The organism is Mesorhizobium sp. M0296, from assembly GCF_040321675.1.
Lineage (GTDB): Bacteria > Pseudomonadota > Alphaproteobacteria > Rhizobiales > Rhizobiaceae > Mesorhizobium.
In genome coordinates, this window is the sequence record NZ_JAMYRZ010000040.1 from 1 (window position 1) to 18,040 (window position 18,040).

Sequence of the window (18,040 nt, forward strand, 5' to 3'; positions counted from 1 at the left end):
AGGCGAGGAGGTCGCGTCGACCTTAATCAAGACGCTTCGGTGCGAGTGGATCCACGGCTTCATCGCCGACTTCTTCAACACTATCGGTGGTCACCAGCCCGACTGGCGGCGCTTTCGGCGGCAAGGACGAGCTGACCGTGCAGCCTGCCCTGGCCCTGCTGGCGCTGAAGACCGGACGCGCCGTGCGGCTGCATCTCGACCGGGCGGAATCCGTCATCGCGGGCACCAAGCGCAATGCCATGCGCATCCATATGCGTACCGCCTGCGACCCCGAAGGTCGGCTGCTCGCACAGCAGGTGGATGTGATCGCGGATGCCGGCGCCTACGCGTCGCTCGGTCCGGGCGTGCTTGAGACGGCCCTCGAACACGCCTGCGGGCCATATGTCGTTCCCAACGTCCTCAGCTCGGGCAGGCTCGCCTACACCAATAACGGCGTCTGCGGCGCGTTTCGTGGCTTCGGTGCCAACCAGATGGCCTTCGCGGTAGAGTGCCAGCTGGACCGGCTGGCCGAAGCCGCCGGCATCGACATTATCGAGATACGGCGCCGCAATTTGCGCGAGCCTGGCACGCGAGGCCATCTCGGCCAGCAGGTCGCGCCGTCCGAACGTTTGGCCGAGATGCTGCAAGCCGCCGCTGCTGACCCGATCTGGGCCAAGCCGCGTGGTCCGTCGTTCGACGGCTGTGAGACGATCGGCGTCGGGATGGCGATGAACTATCAAGGCAACGGACTAGGCACGCTGCCGCCGGACCCGGCCGGAGGCGCGTTGCGCTTGGCTGCGGATGGCATGATCGAAGCGCTCTATGGCCTGGACGAGCTGGGACAGGGCCTGCTCACCTCGGTCAAGGCCGCCGTAGCCGGAGCGCTCGGCTGCGGTCGCGACGATGTCCGGCCGGTCACCGGCGATACGGCGGCGACGCCCGAATCCGGTTCCTCTACCGCCTCGCGCGGCACTCACGTGGTCTGGCGGGTCGCGGCAGTCGCCGCACCAGCTTTTGCGCGTGACCTGCTGGCCGCAGCGGGCCAGCTGCTTTGCCGCGAAGCCGGGACGCTGGCGCTGGCACCCGGCGGTATCGTCGAGCGACATTCCAACAGCGGCTCACTGCTCATGAGTTTCGCCGAGCTTGCCGAGGCGTTGCCTCCCGACCGGCTGCCAGCTGCTGCCGTCAGCTTCGAGTTTCCGAAATCGGACTATCTGGAAGGCAATGCACGCCTGATCTTCGCCTTCGGCGCGACACTGGCGCGCGTTGCCGTCAGCCGCATCACCGGACAGGTACGTGTGCTCGACCTCCATCAGCACACCGCGGCCGGACCGATGCTCGATCCCGCCGCCTATCTCGGCCAGATCGAGGGCGGCGGCGTCCAGGGGCTGGGCTTCACCCTCACCGAGGACGCGGCGATGCGGGATGGCCGGTATCTTGCCGGCAACCTCGACTTCTATATGCTGCCAGGCATTGCCGATACGCCGGAAAGCCTCGCGACCTTCGCATTGGAGGATTTGGACGAGGACGACCCGTTCGGCCCGCGCGGAGTTGGTGAGCTTGGCATTGGCGCCGTGACGCCAGCCATCGTCAACGCGATTGCGGACGCCATAGGGGATTGGCCCGAGCGCATCCCGGTCGATCCAGAATGGGTGCTCGACGCCTTGCGGAGGAGTGCGGCGTGAGTGCCGACATCGAGATCGCCTTTAACCTCAACGGCTGCCGCCAGGCGCTGGCCGTGCCCGCCGAGTTGCGCCTGATCGATCTGCTGCGCGATCATTTCGGCATGACTGCCGCCAAGACGGCTTGCGGCATCGGCCGCTGCGGCGCTTGTTCCGTGCTGATGGACGATCGCGCGGTCAATGGCTGTCTGCTCATGTCGTGGCAACTCGACCGGGCCACCATCATCACGCCGGAGGGTTTCGACGACCTTCCCGAAGCTATTGTCCTGCGCCAGGCTCTGGCGGCCGAAAACGCCTTCCAGTGCGGCTACTGCGCACCCGGCATCACTGTTGCGCTGACCGCTCTGCTGCTGGAGAATCCGGCTCCAGACGAGTCTCAGATCCGCACTGCGCTCGAAGGCAATATCTGCCGTTGCACAGGCTATCATTCCATCATCCGCGGTGCTCTCGCCGCGGTCGAGGCGCTCGCTTGCGGGGTACGGACATGACGGTCATCATTCGAAACGGTGCAGCCAGGCATGCAGGCGTCAAGGCGTTCCTGGCCAAACCCAGAATGCGGCACCTGATCGGCGGCGGCTGGTGCGACGCCAGCGATGGCGCAACCTTGCCCGCGACCGATCCTGCGAATGGCGACACGCTCGCACTGCTGGCGCAAGGCACAGCCGATGACGCCGGCCGCGCCATTGCTGCGGCGCGTGCTGCTTTCGAAGGCGAGAGCTGGCGCGACATAACACCGTCGGCACGCGGTAAGCTGCTATGGCGCATCGCCAACCTGATTGAACGCCATGCCGATGAGCTTGCAGAACTCGAGACGCTTGACCAAGGAAAGTCGCTGAAGACCTCACGCTTCGCCGAGATTCCCGCCTCGGCCGAGCAGTTCCACTATTTCGCCGGTTTTGCCACGAAAATCCTCGGCACGACCATCCCCACCTCCATCAGCTACCAACCGGCGCGCAGCAAGATTTTCGCCTACACGGTGCGAGAGCCGATCGGTGTCGTGGCAGCCATAACGCCATGGAATTCGCCGCTGCTCATGGCCTCGATGAAGCTCGCCCCGGCGCTTGCCGCCGGCTGTACGATCGTGCTCAAGCCAGCTGAGGAAACGTCGCTCACCGCGCTCAGGCTCGGCGAACTGATGATCGAAGCCGGCTTGCCGGACGGCGTCGTCAATATCGTGACCGGTCTCGGTGAAACCGTGGGCGCAGCATTGGCTGCAGATCCCGATGTCGATAAGGTCGCCTTCACCGGCTCGACGGAAGTCGGAAAGATGATCGTCTCCGCAGCGCGCGGCAATCTGAAGAAGCTGACGCTCGAGCTGGGTGGCAAGTCGCCGGCCATCATCATGCCCGATGTGGACATGGGGCTCGCAATCCCCGGAGTGGCTCGGGGGATCTTCGCCAATGCCGGCCAGGTCTGCGTCGCCGGCTCGCGTGTCTATGCGCATCGCTCGATCTACGACCGTCTGGTGGAGGGGCTGGCGGAAGAGGCGCGAAAGCTGCGTCTCGGACACGGGCTTGACCCGGATGCCGACCTTGGTCCGCTGGTCAACGGAACCCAGGCTGCGCGCGTCGCCTTCTACGTCGGCGATGGTGCTTCCAGCGGCGCCGAGATCATCGCCGGCGGCCGGCGCTTCGACAACTTCTTCGAGCCGACCGTGGTTACCGGCGTTCGCCCGGACATGCGCATGATGCGCGAGGAAATCTTCGGCCCGGTCGTTGCCGTGACACCGTTCGACGATGTCGCGGAGGCGTTAAGCCATGCGAACGACTCGCCCTACGGCCTCGCCGCAAGCGTCTGGACCCGCGACCTTTCCACTGCGCATCGCCTTGCCGCACGTATCCGGTCGGGCACCGTCTGGATCAATTGCCATTCCTACTTCTCGCCGGAATTGCCGAAGGGCGGCCACAAGCAATCCGGTTGGGGCTATGAGAACGGCGCACCGGGCCTGGAGAACTATCTCGAGACGAAAACAGTCTGCGCGGTGATTTAGCCGCGCCTTTTCCGCGATGTTCGCGGATCGGAGGCTGACAGCCCTTCCATCGGCGGACAAGGATTGATCGACAATTGCTCGGATCCTCCTGAGGACCAGTTCCTTGACGGCCTTGGTCCACATCGACGTTGCGCTTGACTCGTCCATATTATCCATAATAAATCATACATATCGCCCTCGAAAAAAGGCGGCAGGTCTGGGAGGACCAATGAAAATCACGGCCATCAAGGCGCGCGTCTGCAATGCGGAAATGCGCAACTGGGTCTTCGTCCGGGTCGAAACCGACGAGCCCGGGCTGTTTGGCTGGGGTGAGGCAACGCTGGAATGGAAGACCCGAGCCGTCGTTGGGGCGCTTCAGGACCTTGAGGCCCTGCTCATCGGGCAGGATCCGCGCAACGTGGAGCAGTGCTACCAGATACTTACGCGGCACGGATTTTGGCGTCTCGGCGTCGAGGGAATGTCTGCTGTCAGCGGCATTGAGATCGCGCTCTGGGACATCCTGGGCAAATCATTGGGAGTCCCCGTCTGGCGCCTTCTAGGTGGCCAGGTCCGCGACTATCTGCGCACCTACACGCATCTCGGCCTCGGGGACATGAAGGCGGTCTATGAGACCGGATCCGCGGATGCCATCGTGGAACGCGGACGCATCGTGACGCAGGCAGGCTACGACGCGGTCAAGGTCGTCTGCATTCCCTACACCCACTACGTGTCTCCTACGAAGGCGGTCGATTCTGTTGCCAACATGGTTGGCTCACTTCGCGAGGCGGTTGGCCCGGACATCGACATCATGGTCGATTTCCACGGACGCCCTGCATCGGTTAACGCGGCGATGGATTACCTCAGAGCAATCGAGCCGGCCCGCATCATGTTCGCGGAAGAGCCCGTTCCACCCGAAGATGTTGCCGGACTGGCGCATATTACGGCGCGATCGGCCGTGCCGATCGCGTCCGGCGAACGGCTGATCGGGCGCCGCGAATTCACGCACTCGATCGCAGCCCGTGCCTTCAACATTGCCCAGCCTGATCTCTGCCACACTGGCGGTCTGCTGGAGACAAAGAAGATCGCGGCCATGGCGGAAACGGCAGGCATCGGCCTTGCGCCGCACAACCCGCTCGGTCCGATCGCTGGCGTCGCTGCTCTTCACTTCGGCATATCGACGCCAAACGTCGTCATTCAGGAGGAGATGTCCGGGGCCGTCGCCTGGTACGACGAGGTCGTTACCTGGCCAATTCGGCGTAAACCAGGCCGCTGGGACCTGCCCGAACTGCCGGGCCTTGGCGTCACCGTCAATGAGGACGTGATCGTGCGTCACCCCTTTAAGCAGGAAGTGCTGCATGCCCGCAATGCCGTCATGCCGGACGGCACCGTGGTTGACTGGTGAATGCAATGGCAGGCCGGCTGCAAGGAAAGATCGCAATCGTCACGGGCGCCGGCCAAGGCATAGGTGCCGCCACCGCCCGGGCTTTTGCGATGCATGGGGCAAAGACCGTCATTGCCGAACTGAATGCGGCAAGCGGCAAAGCGATCGCCGACGAACTGCGTGCCGGAGGCGCCGACGTATTGTTCGTCGAGACGGATGTCACGGACGCATCCGCGGTCGCGGACATGGTCGCCCGCACGATCACGAGCTATGGCGGCGTCGACGTTCTGGTCAACAATGCCGGTGCCAACGTCTTCTACGAACCATTGATGATGCCGGATGAGGAATGGGAGCGCTGCCTCAAGCTCGACCTCCAGGCCGCGTGGTTCTGCGCCAAGGCGGTTTTGCCGACGATGCTGGCGAAGGGCTCGGGGTCCATCGTCAACATAGCGAGCTGTCACGCCTTCCAGATCATTCCCCATACGTTCCCGTATCCGGTCGCCAAGCATGCACTTTTGGGCCTGACCCGTTCGCTGGCCATCGAATATGCCGCACGCGGTATCCGGGTGAACGCGATAGCACCCGGCTACATCGAGACGCCGATCGCGGAAGCCTACTGGAACACATTCCCGAACCCCGCCGAGGAGAAGCGGCGAGCCTACGACCTCCATCCGCCCAAGCGTATTGGCCGGCCGGACGAGGTTGCAATGACGGCGGTTTTCCTCGCTTCGGACGAAGCGCCGTTCATAAATGCCGAGACGATCACCATCGATGGTGGGCGCTCGGTTCTCTACCACGACTAGCAACCAATAGAGCTCTCAGGGAGGATATTCATGAAAACCACAACAAAGGCTTTGGCGACATTTGCGGTATTGGCTGCCGGACTGATGAGTGGCACAGCAAGCGCAGACGACATCAAGATTGGCTACATCAACAAGATGGGAGACCACCCATGGTTCGTCGCCGAAGTCGGCGGCGCCAAGAAAGCGGCTGAGGCGGCAGGGGCCGCGTTCGTGTCGCAGGACGTTCAGTTCGACGCCAATTTGACGATCACGACCTTCGATACGATGGTCGGCGATGGCGTGAAAGGCATCGCCATCGTTGTCCCCGACAAGGCGCTGGGACCGGTCATCGCGGAGAAAGCAAAGGCCGCAAAAATTCCCTTGGTGGCGGTGGACGACGATATCTACTACCAGGATGGCACCCAGGTCCCCTATGTCGGCATGAATGCTTACAATATCGGTGCGCGGGTGGGCGAAGAGCTTGCTAAGCTCTACAAGGCTGAAGGCTGGGCGGGCAAAGAGGTGCGCATCGCCTCGATCGAGGACCGCAAGGCCGATACCTGCATGCAGCGCAACAAGGGCGCGGAAGAAGCGTTCCTGAAGGCGGTGCCCGATTTCAAGCCGGGCAGCATCGTTCGCGTCCCCTACGACAATACGATGGTCAACGCCATCGATGTGATGACCACCACATTGACGGCCAATCCCAGCGTCACGAACTGGATATTCTATTCATGCAACGATGACGGCGTGCTGGGTGGTGCGCGAGCACTGGAGAATGCCGGCTATTCCGCAGACCAGGGCATGGGGATCGGCATCGACGGGAGCCGCGCCTGCGATGCCTTCGGATCCGGAAAGCCCTCGGCGTTCCGTGGTACGATGTGGCTCAATTCGGAAAATCATGGCGCGCTGGCGGTGAAGATTCTCTTGGCCTCCATCAAGGACGGAACGAAGCTTCCCGTTCAGTCCTTCACCGACCCGGAATACATCACGGCCGACAATTTTGCGTCGGACTACAAAGCCAAGCTCTGCCACTGAACCAGATATGCGTCATGCGCCGCAGTGCGCATGACGCTCTTTGGGCCGGCAGTTCGTCGGCGGGCACACGGGATCGATCCTCGGGAGTGAGCTTTTGATGCAATCGGATTTCTTCTCGCTCGACAGGATATCGAAGCGCTTCGGCGTCGTGCAGGCGCTCGACAATGTCTCGATTGCCTTTCGGCCAGGAGAGGTGCTTGCCCTGGTTGGCGAGAATGGCGCCGGCAAGTCGACAATGATGCGAATTCTCGAGGGCGTGTTCGCACCGGACACCGGCACCGTGCTGCATGGCTCCACGCCGATCGTTTTCAGCGAGCCGCGCGACAGCCACAGAGCCGGAATACGCGTCATCCATCAGGAGCCGGAGATCGTTCCGAACCTGACCGTGGCCGAGAACATTTTCGTCGGCGAACTGCCGCGGCTGGCAGGCGTCCTGCTCGACTGGCACAGGCTCGAGGACCAGACTGATAAGGTGCTTGCGACCTTCGGCATGCAGCAGGATATGCTGCCGCGTCAACTCTGCAGCACACTCGGTCCGGCACAGCGCCAGATGATCGAAATCATGCGCGCCATACGTGCCGGCGGCCGGCTGATCGCATTCGATGAGCCGACCTCGTCACTGACCGACGACGAAGCGCGCCGTCTGTTTTCAGTAATTCGCCGGCTGCGCGGCGCGGGCACTTCGATCGTCTACATCTCTCACAGGCTGAACGAGGTCATCGACCTTGCGGATCGCATTGTCGTGTTGCGGGACGGCCGGCTGGTCGATGATTCCCCCGCTGCCGGTGCCAGCGAGCAGACCATAGCCAAGCTCATGGTGGGCCGCGACATAGCCGATCTGTTTACGCGCGAGACGTGGCAATCGGGGCAACCGTTGCTGGAGGTGGCGGGCCTGACCACCGACCACGTCACCGATGTGAGCCTCAAGGTCCGCCGTGGCGAGGTGCTCGGCATTGCCGGCCTTATGGGTGCGGGTCGATCCGAACTGGCAAAGGCGATTGTCGGCTATGATAGGCGCGTCGACGGAACCATAACGATGAATGGTGTGCCCGTTGGCCCTAACAGCCCGCATGCAGCGATCGTGGCGGGCATCGGCTTTGCCCCGGAAGACCGCAAGCACGAGGCGCTGCTGTTGTTCCGAAGCATTCTTGATAACGCCTCGCTTTGCGTGCCCGACAGAACGTCGACCTTCGGCTTCTTCAACCGGCGCAAGGCACTGGAAATCGTCTCACCGCTTGCAGCAAAGATGTCGATCAAGGCGCCCAACCTCGACGAACAGGTTTCGAAATTATCGGGTGGCAACCAACAGAAGGTCGTTCTCGCGCGCTGGCTTGCGCGGCAGCCGATGCTTCTCATCCTCGACGAGCCGACCCGCGGCATCGACATCGGCGCCAAGGCGGAAATCTATCGCCTGATCGACGAACTCGCCGCCAGCGGCATCGGCATAATCCTGATTTCCTCGGAAATGCCGGAACTGATCGGGCTGGCCGACAGGGTGCTTGTTATGGCTGGAGGCCGGATCACGGCCGAACTTTCCCGCCCTGACATCGACGAGGCCACGATCCTGAGACATGCCATGCCTCAATCTGCAGCATCGCTTGGAGGACAAATTCAGTGAACAGCCTTGAGCTCAGGACAGCAACAACGCAAACCGGCAAAAGGCGCGCTTCCTTGCGCATCGCAGAGCGCATCGGCATTCACAACATAAGCCTTCTTGTTGCTCTCGCCATTCTCGTGCTCATTTTCGGCACCCTGAGAGGCGACGTGTTCTTCTCCAGCCGCAACCTGCTGAACATCGGTCTAGGCATTACCATCCTGGGCGTTCTGGCGATGAGCCAGACCGTGGTTATTGTCGCCGGAGGGCTCGATATTGCCGTCGGCGCAATTGTCGGTCTGACCACAGTATCGACGGCAATGGCCATCCAGGCCACCGGATCACCCGCCGCGGGCATTCTTGCCGGCCTGGTCCTGGGCGGTCTTGCCGGCCTCGTGAACGGCATCATCATCACCTATGGGCGGGTCAACGCTGTCATCGCGACTCTCGGTACGATGGCGATCTTCCGCGGCATCGCGTTCATCATGTCTGATGGGCAATCGATCGCGATTTTCGGCGACACTTTCCGCTTCATCGGGATCGGACGAATCCTCGGCCTGCCTCTGCTGATCTGGATTCTCTTGCTGACCGCGATCGTGTTCCATCTCTTCCTTGCCCGCTCGATCGTTGGCCGCAACATCTATGCCCTGGGCGGCAATCCCGTTGTCGCACGCTTCTCCGGCATCAACATCAACCGCTACCGCGTCGGCATCTACATCATGAGTGGAGTGGCGGCCGGATTGGCCGGGATTCTGTTGGCTGCCCGTACCGGCTCCGGGCAGCCCGTATCCGGATCCCAAGGCCTGGAACTCGAGGCCATCACAGCGGCCGTGCTGGGTGGCTGCGCCTTGCAGGGCGGCAAGGGCACGATCGTCGGCGCACTGCTGGGCGTCGCCATCATTGGCGTCCTCAACAACGGAATGATACTGACGTCCGTGCCAACCTTCTATCAGTTGCTTGCCAAGGGCTCGCTGCTGATACTTGCTGTGGTAATTGCCGAGTACCACTTGAACAGGACATGACGATGGACGCGGCGATCGCTTCGACTGGCCAAGGCAAGCAGGACATTCCTGCCGCAGATGGCACCATGTCATCGCTCAAGGATCGCATCGCACGCGATCTCGGACAGCGCATCCTCGCCGGCTCCTACGCCCAGCACTCCGTCCTGCCGACGGAAGCCGAGCTTTGCGTTATCTACGGGGCGAGCCGCACCGCGCTTCGCGATGCTCTTCTGACGCTTTCGGCGAAAGGATTGATCGAGGCGCGCAAGCGGGCCGGGACGCGTGTGCGCGTGTCGAGCGAATGGAACAGGCTGGATGCACAGGTTCTGGAATGGATGCGCGATATCGAGCCCGATCTCGATTTCGTCCGCGGATTGATCGAGGCGCGGCTGGTCATTGAACCCGCTGCCGCCCAACTTGCGGCCAAGATGGCGACGTCAGGCGATCTCGCAGTCATCGAAGCGGCCTATGAAGCCATGCGCATTGCTCCGCAGGACGATCTCGCTGCGTGTCTCGATGCCGACGTCAGGTTTCATACCGCCATCCTTCGTGCCAGCCGCAACCCGGTGTTCGCCAATCTCGGCAATATGCTTGCGGCCGCCCTCAGCTTCTCCTTCCGCTTGACCACATCGGCCACCGCTAATTACCAGCAGACGCTGAGCGCGCATGGCGACGTGCTGGAGGCAATCAGGATGCGCAGGGCCGACGATGCACACGATCAGATGAAAGCGCTCATCGGGATCGCGTCGAACGACCTTCTTGCAGTGGCCCGCAAAGGTCGCCATCAACAGCCGATCGCCGCTGCCATGGCCGATACCGTCTGAAGCTGATGCTCGGGACGATCAAGATCGGAAGCGGAGACCTGTCTGCTGAAATCGCCCCGTCGCTTGGGGCAGGTCTTGCGAGGTTCGATTATGGGCGCGTGCCACTCTTCAGGCCTTGGCCAAACGGCGGGAGCAGCAAACCGTTCGACCTTGCCTGCAACCTGCTTTTGCCATGGTCAAATCGCATCTCGGGCGGCGGGTTCACATTCGACTCCAAATTCCACGAACTGCCTGCCAATGTTGCAGGCGAGCCATTTCCCATTCATGGCAATGGATTTTCGAGCGAGTGGGACGTCGACAGCGTAACGCAGGACAACGCAAAGCTGTCGCTCATCAGCAACGGGCCCGGCCCATACCGATATCGCGCCGAGGTGAGCTACGCGCTGGCCGGACAGGGGCTCGAGCTGAAACTTCGCGTCGTCAATCGGGCCTCGATGAGATTGCCGTTCGGGCTTGGCATCCATCCATGGTTCCCGAGAACGGCACGAACCGCGCTTCATGCGCCGGCCTCGCAGGTTTGTCTCGAACTGCCCAACCACCTCCCTGAACGGTTTGTGGATGTCAAAACCCGTCCCGACTGGGATTTCGGCGCCCCAGTCGTATTGCCGAGTGGATGGATAAACAATCTGTTTGCCGGTTGGAACGGCGTCGCCACCATATCGTGGCCGGAGCACAGTTGCAGCCTGCGGATTGAAGCTTCATCGTCCTTGAATTTTTACCTGGTCTATTCGCCATCGAAGGACAGCGACTCCTTCTGTTTTGAACCGGTCAGTCATACTGTCGATGCTCACAATCGTGGTTCGATCGACAAATGGAATGGACTGTCGGTGCTTGGGCCCGGCGAGAGCCTGGCAGCCCGTTGCAGCTTTGCCGTCAGTTAGGCGGACCTCTGCGGCGCCCTCGAATTGGCGGATGTCGGCCAGCATGTCCGGTGAGAACGAAGCCGGCTTTTCGTCCAAACGGAGCTTGGGAAGAGGGAACTCCGGCGACCGGGAACCCGTGAGCCAGTTCGACGTTTGCCGGATGTCGCTGCGCAGCTCATCTGCTTGACGCCCACCACATGTGCCTGGCAGGATTGGATCAATGACGGATGTTGAACCAAAAGAATTCGTGCTCGCAGGCATCGTCATGAAGCGACTGGTCTCCGGCGAACAGACGGGAGGCTTGTTGAGTCTCTTCGAAAACACAAGCGACGGGCACACGAAAACGCCAATCCATGTTCATGCGAATGACGACGAGACGGTCTACGTCATCGAAGGGCACTTGACCGCAATTGTGGACGGTGTGGTCCGAACGCTCTCGCCCGGCGAGAGCATGTTTTTGAAGCGGGGCATCCCGCACCAGCTTATGAATCGCGGCAATCAGGTCGTTCGCTATATCCTGATAGACACGCCAAGTGTGTTCGAGCAGTTTCTCGCCGAAGGTGGCCATGAACGCAGCAAGGGAGAGGTGGTCGGGCCGCCGACGCCTGCCGATATCGAGCGGCTCAAAGTAGCCGCGCCGAAGTTTGGGATTACGCTTCTGCAGGACTGGCCGGCAAGAGAGTAGATGGCTTCGTGATGGCGGCTTGAATCGCCGCTAAAGCCAGCCCTTGCCCGAGGAACCGGTATTGGCTAGCCGCCGGCAATCCAATCCGAGAGGCTGCGGGCAAAACTTCGCGGCACGATGAGTTCGCACGCGGTCTCGCCGGTGCGCAGGAAGAGCACGGGCACGTGATGGAAGGATGTTTGCACGGCGCGGCCCGGAGCGGCGGTCGGCGCGTGCCAGTCGACGGCAATGCAGCCGGACAGAAGCCTTGCGATACCAGGGCCGGCCATTTTCAAACGAACACGACCTTCCCCGAGGGGCACGGAACAGCCGAGATCGGGGTCGACGACAAGGGCTGGCGCTTCTGTGCCTTCGTCGAGAGCCAGCCAAAGGCGGCGAGGTGCAACGCGGATGGTTAAAAGGCCCTTGTGGCGAACCGTCTCTCCGACCGAAGCGGGAAGTTTCGTGTTGAGCGACGCCGAGACGCTCTTTTCGAATTGTCTCAGTGTCGCGTCCCAGCCCTCGATCTGGATAAGCGGACAATCCGCCACGGACAGGCTGAAATCCCGAGAAGAGGTCAAGCTAGCCATGCAGCCGTTCTCCCTGCGGATCGATGAATACCGGCGAGACAACGCGGGCGCGAACCGTTTCGACCTTCATCGGATAGACCGCCACGACCTCGCTTCCTTCTGCCGCGACATCACCGGCAAGCAGGGCCAACCCGACATAATGGCCGCATTCGGGGCTGAAAGTGACGGAGGTGACACGACCGCGCCCATGGCCATGGGGTTTCTCATCCGGCAGGAACAGGATGGCGCCGCCGCGCAGGCGTTTTCCCTCTTCGATGCATTCCAGCCCGACCAGACGCTGCCGGTTGGGCGCCCGGAGGGCAGGGCGCCGTCGCAGGACGTCGCCGACGAAGCCGCTGCGCTTGCCGGCCATGCGGCCGAGGCCGAGATCGTCGAGCGTCGTGCGCCCATCGATCTCCGGTCCGGCGACATGGCCCTTTTCGACCCGCAGCGCGCCAAGCGCCTCGACACCGTAAGGCTTCAGGTCGAAGGGTCTGCCGGCTTCGAGCAAGCGGCTCCAGAGCTGTTCACCGGCAGTGGCGCCGACATAGACTTCGTAAGCGCGCTCGCCGGAATAACTGAGACGCAGGATGCGGAGCGCACGGCCCTCCCATTCGCTTTCGAGTAGTCCCATATGCGAAAGCGCCTCCTCGGAAACGTCGAGAGCGGGAAACGCTGCATTCAGGATAGCGCGGCTGTTAGGCCCGGCAACCGACATCGCCGCCCACTCGTCGCTGACCGAGGTAACGGCCACGCGCAAATCCGGCCAGGCCGTGTCGAGCAGGAATTCGAGACGCGACAGCACATCGGCGGCCTTGGCGGTCGAAGTGGTCATGAAGAACCGGTTTTCCGCTAGCCGCGTCGTGGTGCCGTCGTCGAAGACGATGCCGTCGTCGCGCAGCATGACGCCGTAGCGGGCGCGGCCTATCGCCAGTTTGGCAAAGCCGTTGGCATAGACGCGGTCGAGGAAGATTGCCGCATCCGGGCCCTGGACATCGATCTTGCCGAGCGTGGAGATGTCCATCAGGCCCGCCGCCTGACGCACGGTACGCATTTCGGCGACGTAGGCCTCGTTCACGTTACGCCCCGACTGCCGGTAGAAATAGGGCGGCATCCAGAGCCCGACCTCGAGCATCTCGGCGCCGTTTGCCATGTGCCAGTCGTGCATCGGCGTGCGGCGGATCGGCTTGAAATGATGGCCGATGGCGCGTCCAGCAAGCGCGCCGATCGCCACGGGCGTATAGGGCGGCCGAAAGGTCGTGGCGCCGGTCTCGGGGATTGTTGCCTTGCGCAGGGCGGCCATCGCGGCAAGTGCGGCAAAATTGCTGGTCTTGCCCTGGTCGGTGCCCATGCCGAGCGTGGTGTAGCGCTTCAGGTGCTCGACCGATTCATAGCCCTCACGATGGGCGAGCTCGATATCCCCGGTCGTCACGTCCATCTGGAAATCGACGAAGGCCTTTCCACGTCCAACGGAAGGGATCTCGCGAAGTGAACTCGTGCCGGTCTCGTCCAGATCGAGTTTCGACGGAGCGGGCACCGGCGCCGACTTGCCGCAGGAGGCTGCGGCCTCGCTACCGGCGCGATGACCGTCGTCGATGGCATCGGCCGTCGCATAGGTTCCCATCATCGCGCCGGCGCCGAACCGGCCGGCCGGAAACGAACCCGGCACGAAGCCGTCGATGTCGTCGCGGTAGGTGGGCTTGCTCCCCAGGTGCGAGGTGAGATGCACGGTTGGCGACCAGCCGCCGGACACGCAGACCAGGTCGCAGGCGGCCTCGGATTGGCCGTCCGGCCCGTTGAGCGTTACACGTCTGACAGCATGGCCGCCGTTAAGGTCGACGATGCGCGTTGCGGCCCGCACCACCACGCCGAGCCGTGCGGCTTCCGCGGCAAGTGCTGCGGGCGGGACGGCGCGCAGATCGGCAACCGTCACCTCCGCGCCGGCTGCGGCATGGTCGAAGGCGGTGCGCCAGGCACCGTCATTGGTGGTGGCGACGATGATTTTCTTGCCCGGCAGGACGGCGAAGCGATTGAGATAGGTCCGGGCGGCCGAGGCAAGCATCACGCCGGGCCGGTCATTGTTCGAGAACACCATCGGCCGCTCGATGGCGCCGGTGGCGAAAACAATCGAGCGGGCGCGCAGCATGGTGACCGTTTGGCGTGTCTCGCCATTCGGCTGCGGATCGGTTGGATCGCGCTGTTCGACCAGTCCAAGGACATTGCCGTCATAGCTGCCGAAAGCGGTCGTCCGCTTCATCAGCGCGACGGTTTCGAAGTCCTCTAACTCGGCCTCGGCCTGCCTCAGCCATGCGGCCGCTGCGCTGTCGGACGGTTCCGCCAGAAGCTGGCCGCCAAGCAGGAAATCCTGCTCGATCAGCGCGACCCGCGCCCCGGCCGCGGCGGCTGCCCGCGCCGCCGACAATCCCGCCGGGCCGCCGCCGACGACGGCGACATCGGCAAAGGCATGACGAACCTCATAGCGGTCGGGATCGGGGTCGGTGCCGGCCCTGCCCAGGCCGGCCGCCTTGCGGATGAAATGTTCGTAGAACATCCAGGCGCGGCGCGTCGGGCCCATGAAGGTCTTGTAGTAGAAGCCGGCGGACAGAAACGGTGCCAACAGCCCGTTGACGCTTTGCACGTCGAAGGCAAGCGACGGCCAGCAGTTCTGACTCTCCACGGCTATGCCGTCGGCGAGTTCCAGCGTCGTCGCCGGCAGGTTCGGCTCGCGCCTGCCGGCGCTCCCGAGCGTAACCAGCGCATTCGGCTCTTCGGGCCCGGCGGAAAAAATGCCACGCGAGCGATGATATTTGAAGCTGCGACCAACCACCGTGACGCCGTTGGCGAGCAGCGCCGAGGCAAGCGTGTCGCCGCGATACCCAGCCAGCTTGCCGCCGTCGAAGATGAAATTGACCGGCACCTCGCGGCTGATACGGCCACCCACTGGCAGGCGTTTGCGGTTCGAACTCATGCCGGTTGTTTCCTGACAGTCGATTTCCTGGCGAAGTCGACGGCTGCGATGACGTGGTTGCGTGTGTCGCGTTCGACGACCAGCCATTGCCGGCAACCGGTCACGTGCTGCCAGAATTCACGGTGCGGGCCGGCCGGGTTTGTCCTGATATAGACGTAGCGGCACCAGGCCTCCGGATCGGGATCGTCATGGGCCGGACGCGTGACCGAGGCATCGCCGCCATAGCGGAACTCGTCATGGTCGTGCGGGCCGCAGCAGGGGCATTCGATGCGCAGCATTTTGTCCCGCCTCCTATTGCAGCCAGGCGGAAGGGCCGACACCGGCCTCATCGAGCGTGTGGCCGGTGCGGAAACGATCGAGCCCGTAGGCCGCGATCAAGGGATGCGGCTTGCCGGTGGCGATCGTGTGGGCGAAGCACCAGCCGGACGCCGGCGTCGCCTTGAAGCCGCCATAGCACCAGCCGCCGTTGAGATAGAGGCCGTCGATCGGCGTCGGGCAGATGATCGGGCTGGCATCGGGAGTCATGTCCATGACGCCGCCCCAGTGGCGCAGCAGCCGGACGCGCGAAATGCACGGCATCAATGCAATCGCCGCCTCCGCCACCTCGCGCACGACGCCGAGATTGCCGCGCTGGGCGTATGAATTGTAGCCGTCGAGATTGCCGCCGAAGACCAGTCCGCCCTTGTCGGACTGGCTGACGTAGAAATGGTCGGCGCCGTAAGCGACGACGTGATCTACCAACGGCTTCAGCGGCTCGGTGACGAAAGCTTGCAGCACATGGCTTTCGATCGGCAGTTCAAGGCCGGCCTTGGCGCCGAGCACGGACGTGTGGCCAGCGACCGCGAGGCCGACCTTGCCGGCGCCGATGCGGCCTTTCGTCGTTTCGACGCCGACGATACTGTCGCCGTCGCGGACAAAGCCTGTCACTTCGCAGTTCTGGATGATGTCGACGCCATGGCCATCGGCAGCGCGCGCATACCCCCAAGCGACGGCATCGTGGCGCGCCGTGCCCGCCCGGCCCTGGAAGATAGCGCCATGGATCGGGAAGCGGGCGGTGTCGGAAAAGTCGAGATAAGGCACCAGCCGGCGCACGTCTTCCCGGTCGAGGATATCGGCATCGATGCCGTTCAGCCGCATGACATTGGCGCGGTGGCTGAAGCCGTCGAGCTGATCGGCCGAATGCGCCGTGACGAGCTGGCCGCGCTGCGAGAACATGACGTTGAAATTCAGCGCCCGCGACATGCCCTCCCAAAGCTTCATCGAGAATTCGTAGAACTGGGTGTTGCCATCGAGCAGGTAGTTGGAGCGGATGACGGTAGTGTTGCGGCCGACATTGCCGCCGCCGACATAGCCCTTTTCGAGCACCGCGACGTTGCGGATGCCGTGGTTCTCGGCAAGGTAGAAGGCGGTAGCGAGGCCGTGTCCACCGCCGCCGATGACGATCACATCATAGGACGGTTTTGGCTCCGCCGCACGCCAGGCGCGCTGCCAATTCTTCTGGCCGGACAGCGCGTTGCGGAAAATCGAGAGTGCCGAGTAGCGCGCCATGCGTGCGGGCCTATCGAACGATCGGGCCGGCCGGCGTGCGGGTGAGCACTTCAGCGCCCGCATCGGTCAAAAGCACCGTGTTGGAGACGAAGTCATCGCCGCGACCGGTGCCCATCAGCCATGACAGGATGTGGAAGCTCATCCCGGTCTCGATCTCGAGGTCGGAATCGTGCCTCAAGCCGGTCACCGAATTGCCGCCGGTCCATGACGGCGGCTGGCCGGCGCCGACAAGATAACCGCAGTGATGGCGGCGATAGTGGGAAAGACCGGCCTCGTCGGCGACAGCCTGCCAGGCGGCGTAGACATCGCGCGCCTTGGCGCCCGGCCGCAACGCCTCGATGACCGCGTTGAACGCCTTGGCGGTCAATTCCGCCATTGCGGCGTCTTCGTCGCTGATGTGGCCGATGCGAACGAGCCGGCCGAGCGGGGCGTGGTAGCGCGAGATGCAGCCGGACAATTCGACAAAGACCGGCTCGCCCTTGCGGTAGATCCCGTCGCCCCAGGTCGTGTGCTCTTCACCCAGGCGCGCGGCTGGGCGGATGAACGGTCCGAAGCCCGGCGCATGACCGCCGGCGCGGATCATTGCCGCAACACATTGGGCGGCGACCTCCTGTTCGGAAGCGCCATCGGAGATCGCGGCGATCGCGGCACCGGCGGCGGCGTCCGTCACCTTGGCGGCTCGACGCATCAGCGCCTGTTCCTCGGCGCTCTTCACCCGCCGCATCTTGTCGACCAGACCGGAGACATCGCTCCATTTGGCGTCCGCCTGCGTCTGGAGCGCAACGGCAAGCCCATGGCTGAGGCCAGCCGTCCAGTATTCGAGGCCGATCCGCTTGCCCGACAGGCCGAGCTCCGCAAGCACCCGCGCGGCAAGGTCGGCCGCCGTTTCGCTGTCGGAGTGACCACGGAATTCCGCTGCCTTTACCTGCTTCTCGATCGTCACCATTTCCATCGAGCGGGTGACCAGGACAGGTTTTCCCTGGAGCGGGACGATCAGCAGGTGAGGGGCAAAATACCCCCAATGATCGAGCCCGGTGAGATAGAAGACGTTCTCCGGCGAGGCGAAGACCGCCGCGTCGAGGTCGCGCTCGGCCAGTGCAGCACGGACCTTGGCAAGGCGGCCGGCAATTTCGGCTTCGGAAAACGGATTGCGGTCCATCGGGCGTCCTCGTGCTTGTTGC

16 protein-coding genes are annotated in these 18,040 nt (G+C 63.2%); 11 read left to right on the forward strand and 5 right to left on the reverse strand.

Features of this window, described 5'->3' with window-relative positions:
* Nucleotides 1-86 precede the first annotated feature (86 nt).
* The 11 genes from NKI97_RS28470 to NKI97_RS28520 all read left to right on the forward strand — a co-directional run bounded on the left by NKI97_RS28470 (nt 87) and on the right by NKI97_RS28520 (nt 11,795).
* Nucleotides 87-1,664, forward strand: coding sequence for a xanthine dehydrogenase family protein molybdopterin-binding subunit (locus tag NKI97_RS28470; protein ID WP_352837812.1), 1,578 nt, complete (start codon nt 87-89; stop codon nt 1,662-1,664).
* Nucleotides 1,661-2,149 (forward strand): (2Fe-2S)-binding protein, encoded by a 489-nt coding sequence (locus NKI97_RS28475; RefSeq protein ID WP_352449810.1) that lies wholly within the window; start codon nt 1,661-1,663, stop codon nt 2,147-2,149. Before NKI97_RS28470 ends, NKI97_RS28475 begins: the two co-directional genes overlap by 4 nt.
* Nucleotides 2,146-3,651, forward strand: coding sequence for an aldehyde dehydrogenase family protein (locus NKI97_RS28480; RefSeq protein WP_352837814.1), 1,506 nt, complete (start codon nt 2,146-2,148; stop codon nt 3,649-3,651). The genes NKI97_RS28475 and NKI97_RS28480 overlap by 4 nt, the downstream gene beginning before the upstream one ends.
* A gap of 112 nt (nt 3,652-3,763) precedes the next feature.
* Nucleotides 3,764-5,032, forward strand: coding sequence for a galactonate dehydratase (dgoD, locus tag NKI97_RS28485; protein WP_352837816.1), 1,269 nt, complete (start codon nt 3,764-3,766; stop codon nt 5,030-5,032).
* A 5-nt stretch (nt 5,033-5,037) separates the two neighbouring features.
* Nucleotides 5,038-5,814: an SDR family oxidoreductase gene (locus NKI97_RS28490; RefSeq protein ID WP_352571181.1), complete on the forward strand. Its 777-nt coding sequence runs from the start codon at nt 5,038-5,040 to the stop codon at nt 5,812-5,814.
* A 30-nt stretch (nt 5,815-5,844) separates the two neighbouring features.
* Nucleotides 5,845-6,828, forward strand: coding sequence for a substrate-binding domain-containing protein (locus tag NKI97_RS28495; protein WP_352571183.1), 984 nt, complete (start codon nt 5,845-5,847; stop codon nt 6,826-6,828).
* A gap of 97 nt (nt 6,829-6,925) precedes the next feature.
* Nucleotides 6,926-8,446, forward strand: a complete 1,521-nt coding sequence (locus tag NKI97_RS28500) for a sugar ABC transporter ATP-binding protein (RefSeq protein WP_352743697.1) — start codon at nt 6,926-6,928, stop codon at nt 8,444-8,446.
* Between the two features lie 53 nt (nt 8,447-8,499).
* Nucleotides 8,500-9,444 (forward strand): ABC transporter permease, encoded by a 945-nt coding sequence (locus tag NKI97_RS28505; protein WP_352837817.1) that lies wholly within the window; start codon nt 8,500-8,502, stop codon nt 9,442-9,444.
* Nucleotides 9,445-9,446: 2 nt separating this feature from the next.
* Nucleotides 9,447-10,247: a FadR/GntR family transcriptional regulator gene (locus tag NKI97_RS28510; RefSeq protein ID WP_352837819.1), complete on the forward strand. Its 801-nt coding sequence runs from the start codon at nt 9,447-9,449 to the stop codon at nt 10,245-10,247.
* A 5-nt stretch (nt 10,248-10,252) separates the two neighbouring features.
* Nucleotides 10,253-11,128 (forward strand): aldose 1-epimerase, encoded by an 876-nt coding sequence (locus NKI97_RS28515; protein ID WP_352837821.1) that lies wholly within the window; start codon nt 10,253-10,255, stop codon nt 11,126-11,128.
* A gap of 202 nt (nt 11,129-11,330) precedes the next feature.
* Complete coding sequence (locus NKI97_RS28520; protein ID WP_352821411.1) at nt 11,331-11,795, forward strand: cupin domain-containing protein; 465 nt, start codon at nt 11,331-11,333, stop codon at nt 11,793-11,795.
* A gap of 65 nt (nt 11,796-11,860) precedes the next feature.
* Here the strand turns inward: NKI97_RS28520 and NKI97_RS28525 are convergent, their stop codons facing one another.
* The 5 genes from NKI97_RS28525 to NKI97_RS28545 are packed head-to-tail and all read right to left on the reverse strand — an operon-like array spanning nt 11,861 to nt 18,018.
* Nucleotides 11,861-12,364: a sarcosine oxidase subunit gamma family protein gene (locus NKI97_RS28525; protein WP_352756912.1), complete on the reverse strand. Its 504-nt coding sequence runs from the start codon at nt 12,362-12,364 to the stop codon at nt 11,861-11,863.
* Nucleotides 12,357-15,311 (reverse strand): sarcosine oxidase subunit alpha family protein, encoded by a 2,955-nt coding sequence (locus NKI97_RS28530; RefSeq protein ID WP_352837823.1) that lies wholly within the window; start codon nt 15,309-15,311, stop codon nt 12,357-12,359. Before NKI97_RS28530 ends, NKI97_RS28525 begins: the two co-directional genes overlap by 8 nt.
* Nucleotides 15,308-15,589, reverse strand: coding sequence for a sarcosine oxidase subunit delta (locus NKI97_RS28535; protein WP_352837825.1), 282 nt, complete (start codon nt 15,587-15,589; stop codon nt 15,308-15,310). The genes NKI97_RS28530 and NKI97_RS28535 overlap by 4 nt, the downstream gene beginning before the upstream one ends.
* A gap of 13 nt (nt 15,590-15,602) precedes the next feature.
* The gene (locus NKI97_RS28540; RefSeq protein ID WP_352743706.1) at nt 15,603-16,859 is read right to left on the reverse strand and encodes a sarcosine oxidase subunit beta family protein; all 1,257 of its coding nucleotides are present in this window, start codon (nt 16,857-16,859) and stop codon (nt 15,603-15,605) included.
* A 10-nt stretch (nt 16,860-16,869) separates the two neighbouring features.
* A complete protein-coding gene (locus tag NKI97_RS28545) occupies nt 16,870-18,018 on the reverse strand; it encodes a M24 family metallopeptidase (protein WP_352821406.1) in 1,149 nt (382 codons plus the stop codon).
* Nucleotides 18,019-18,040 lie beyond the last annotated feature (22 nt).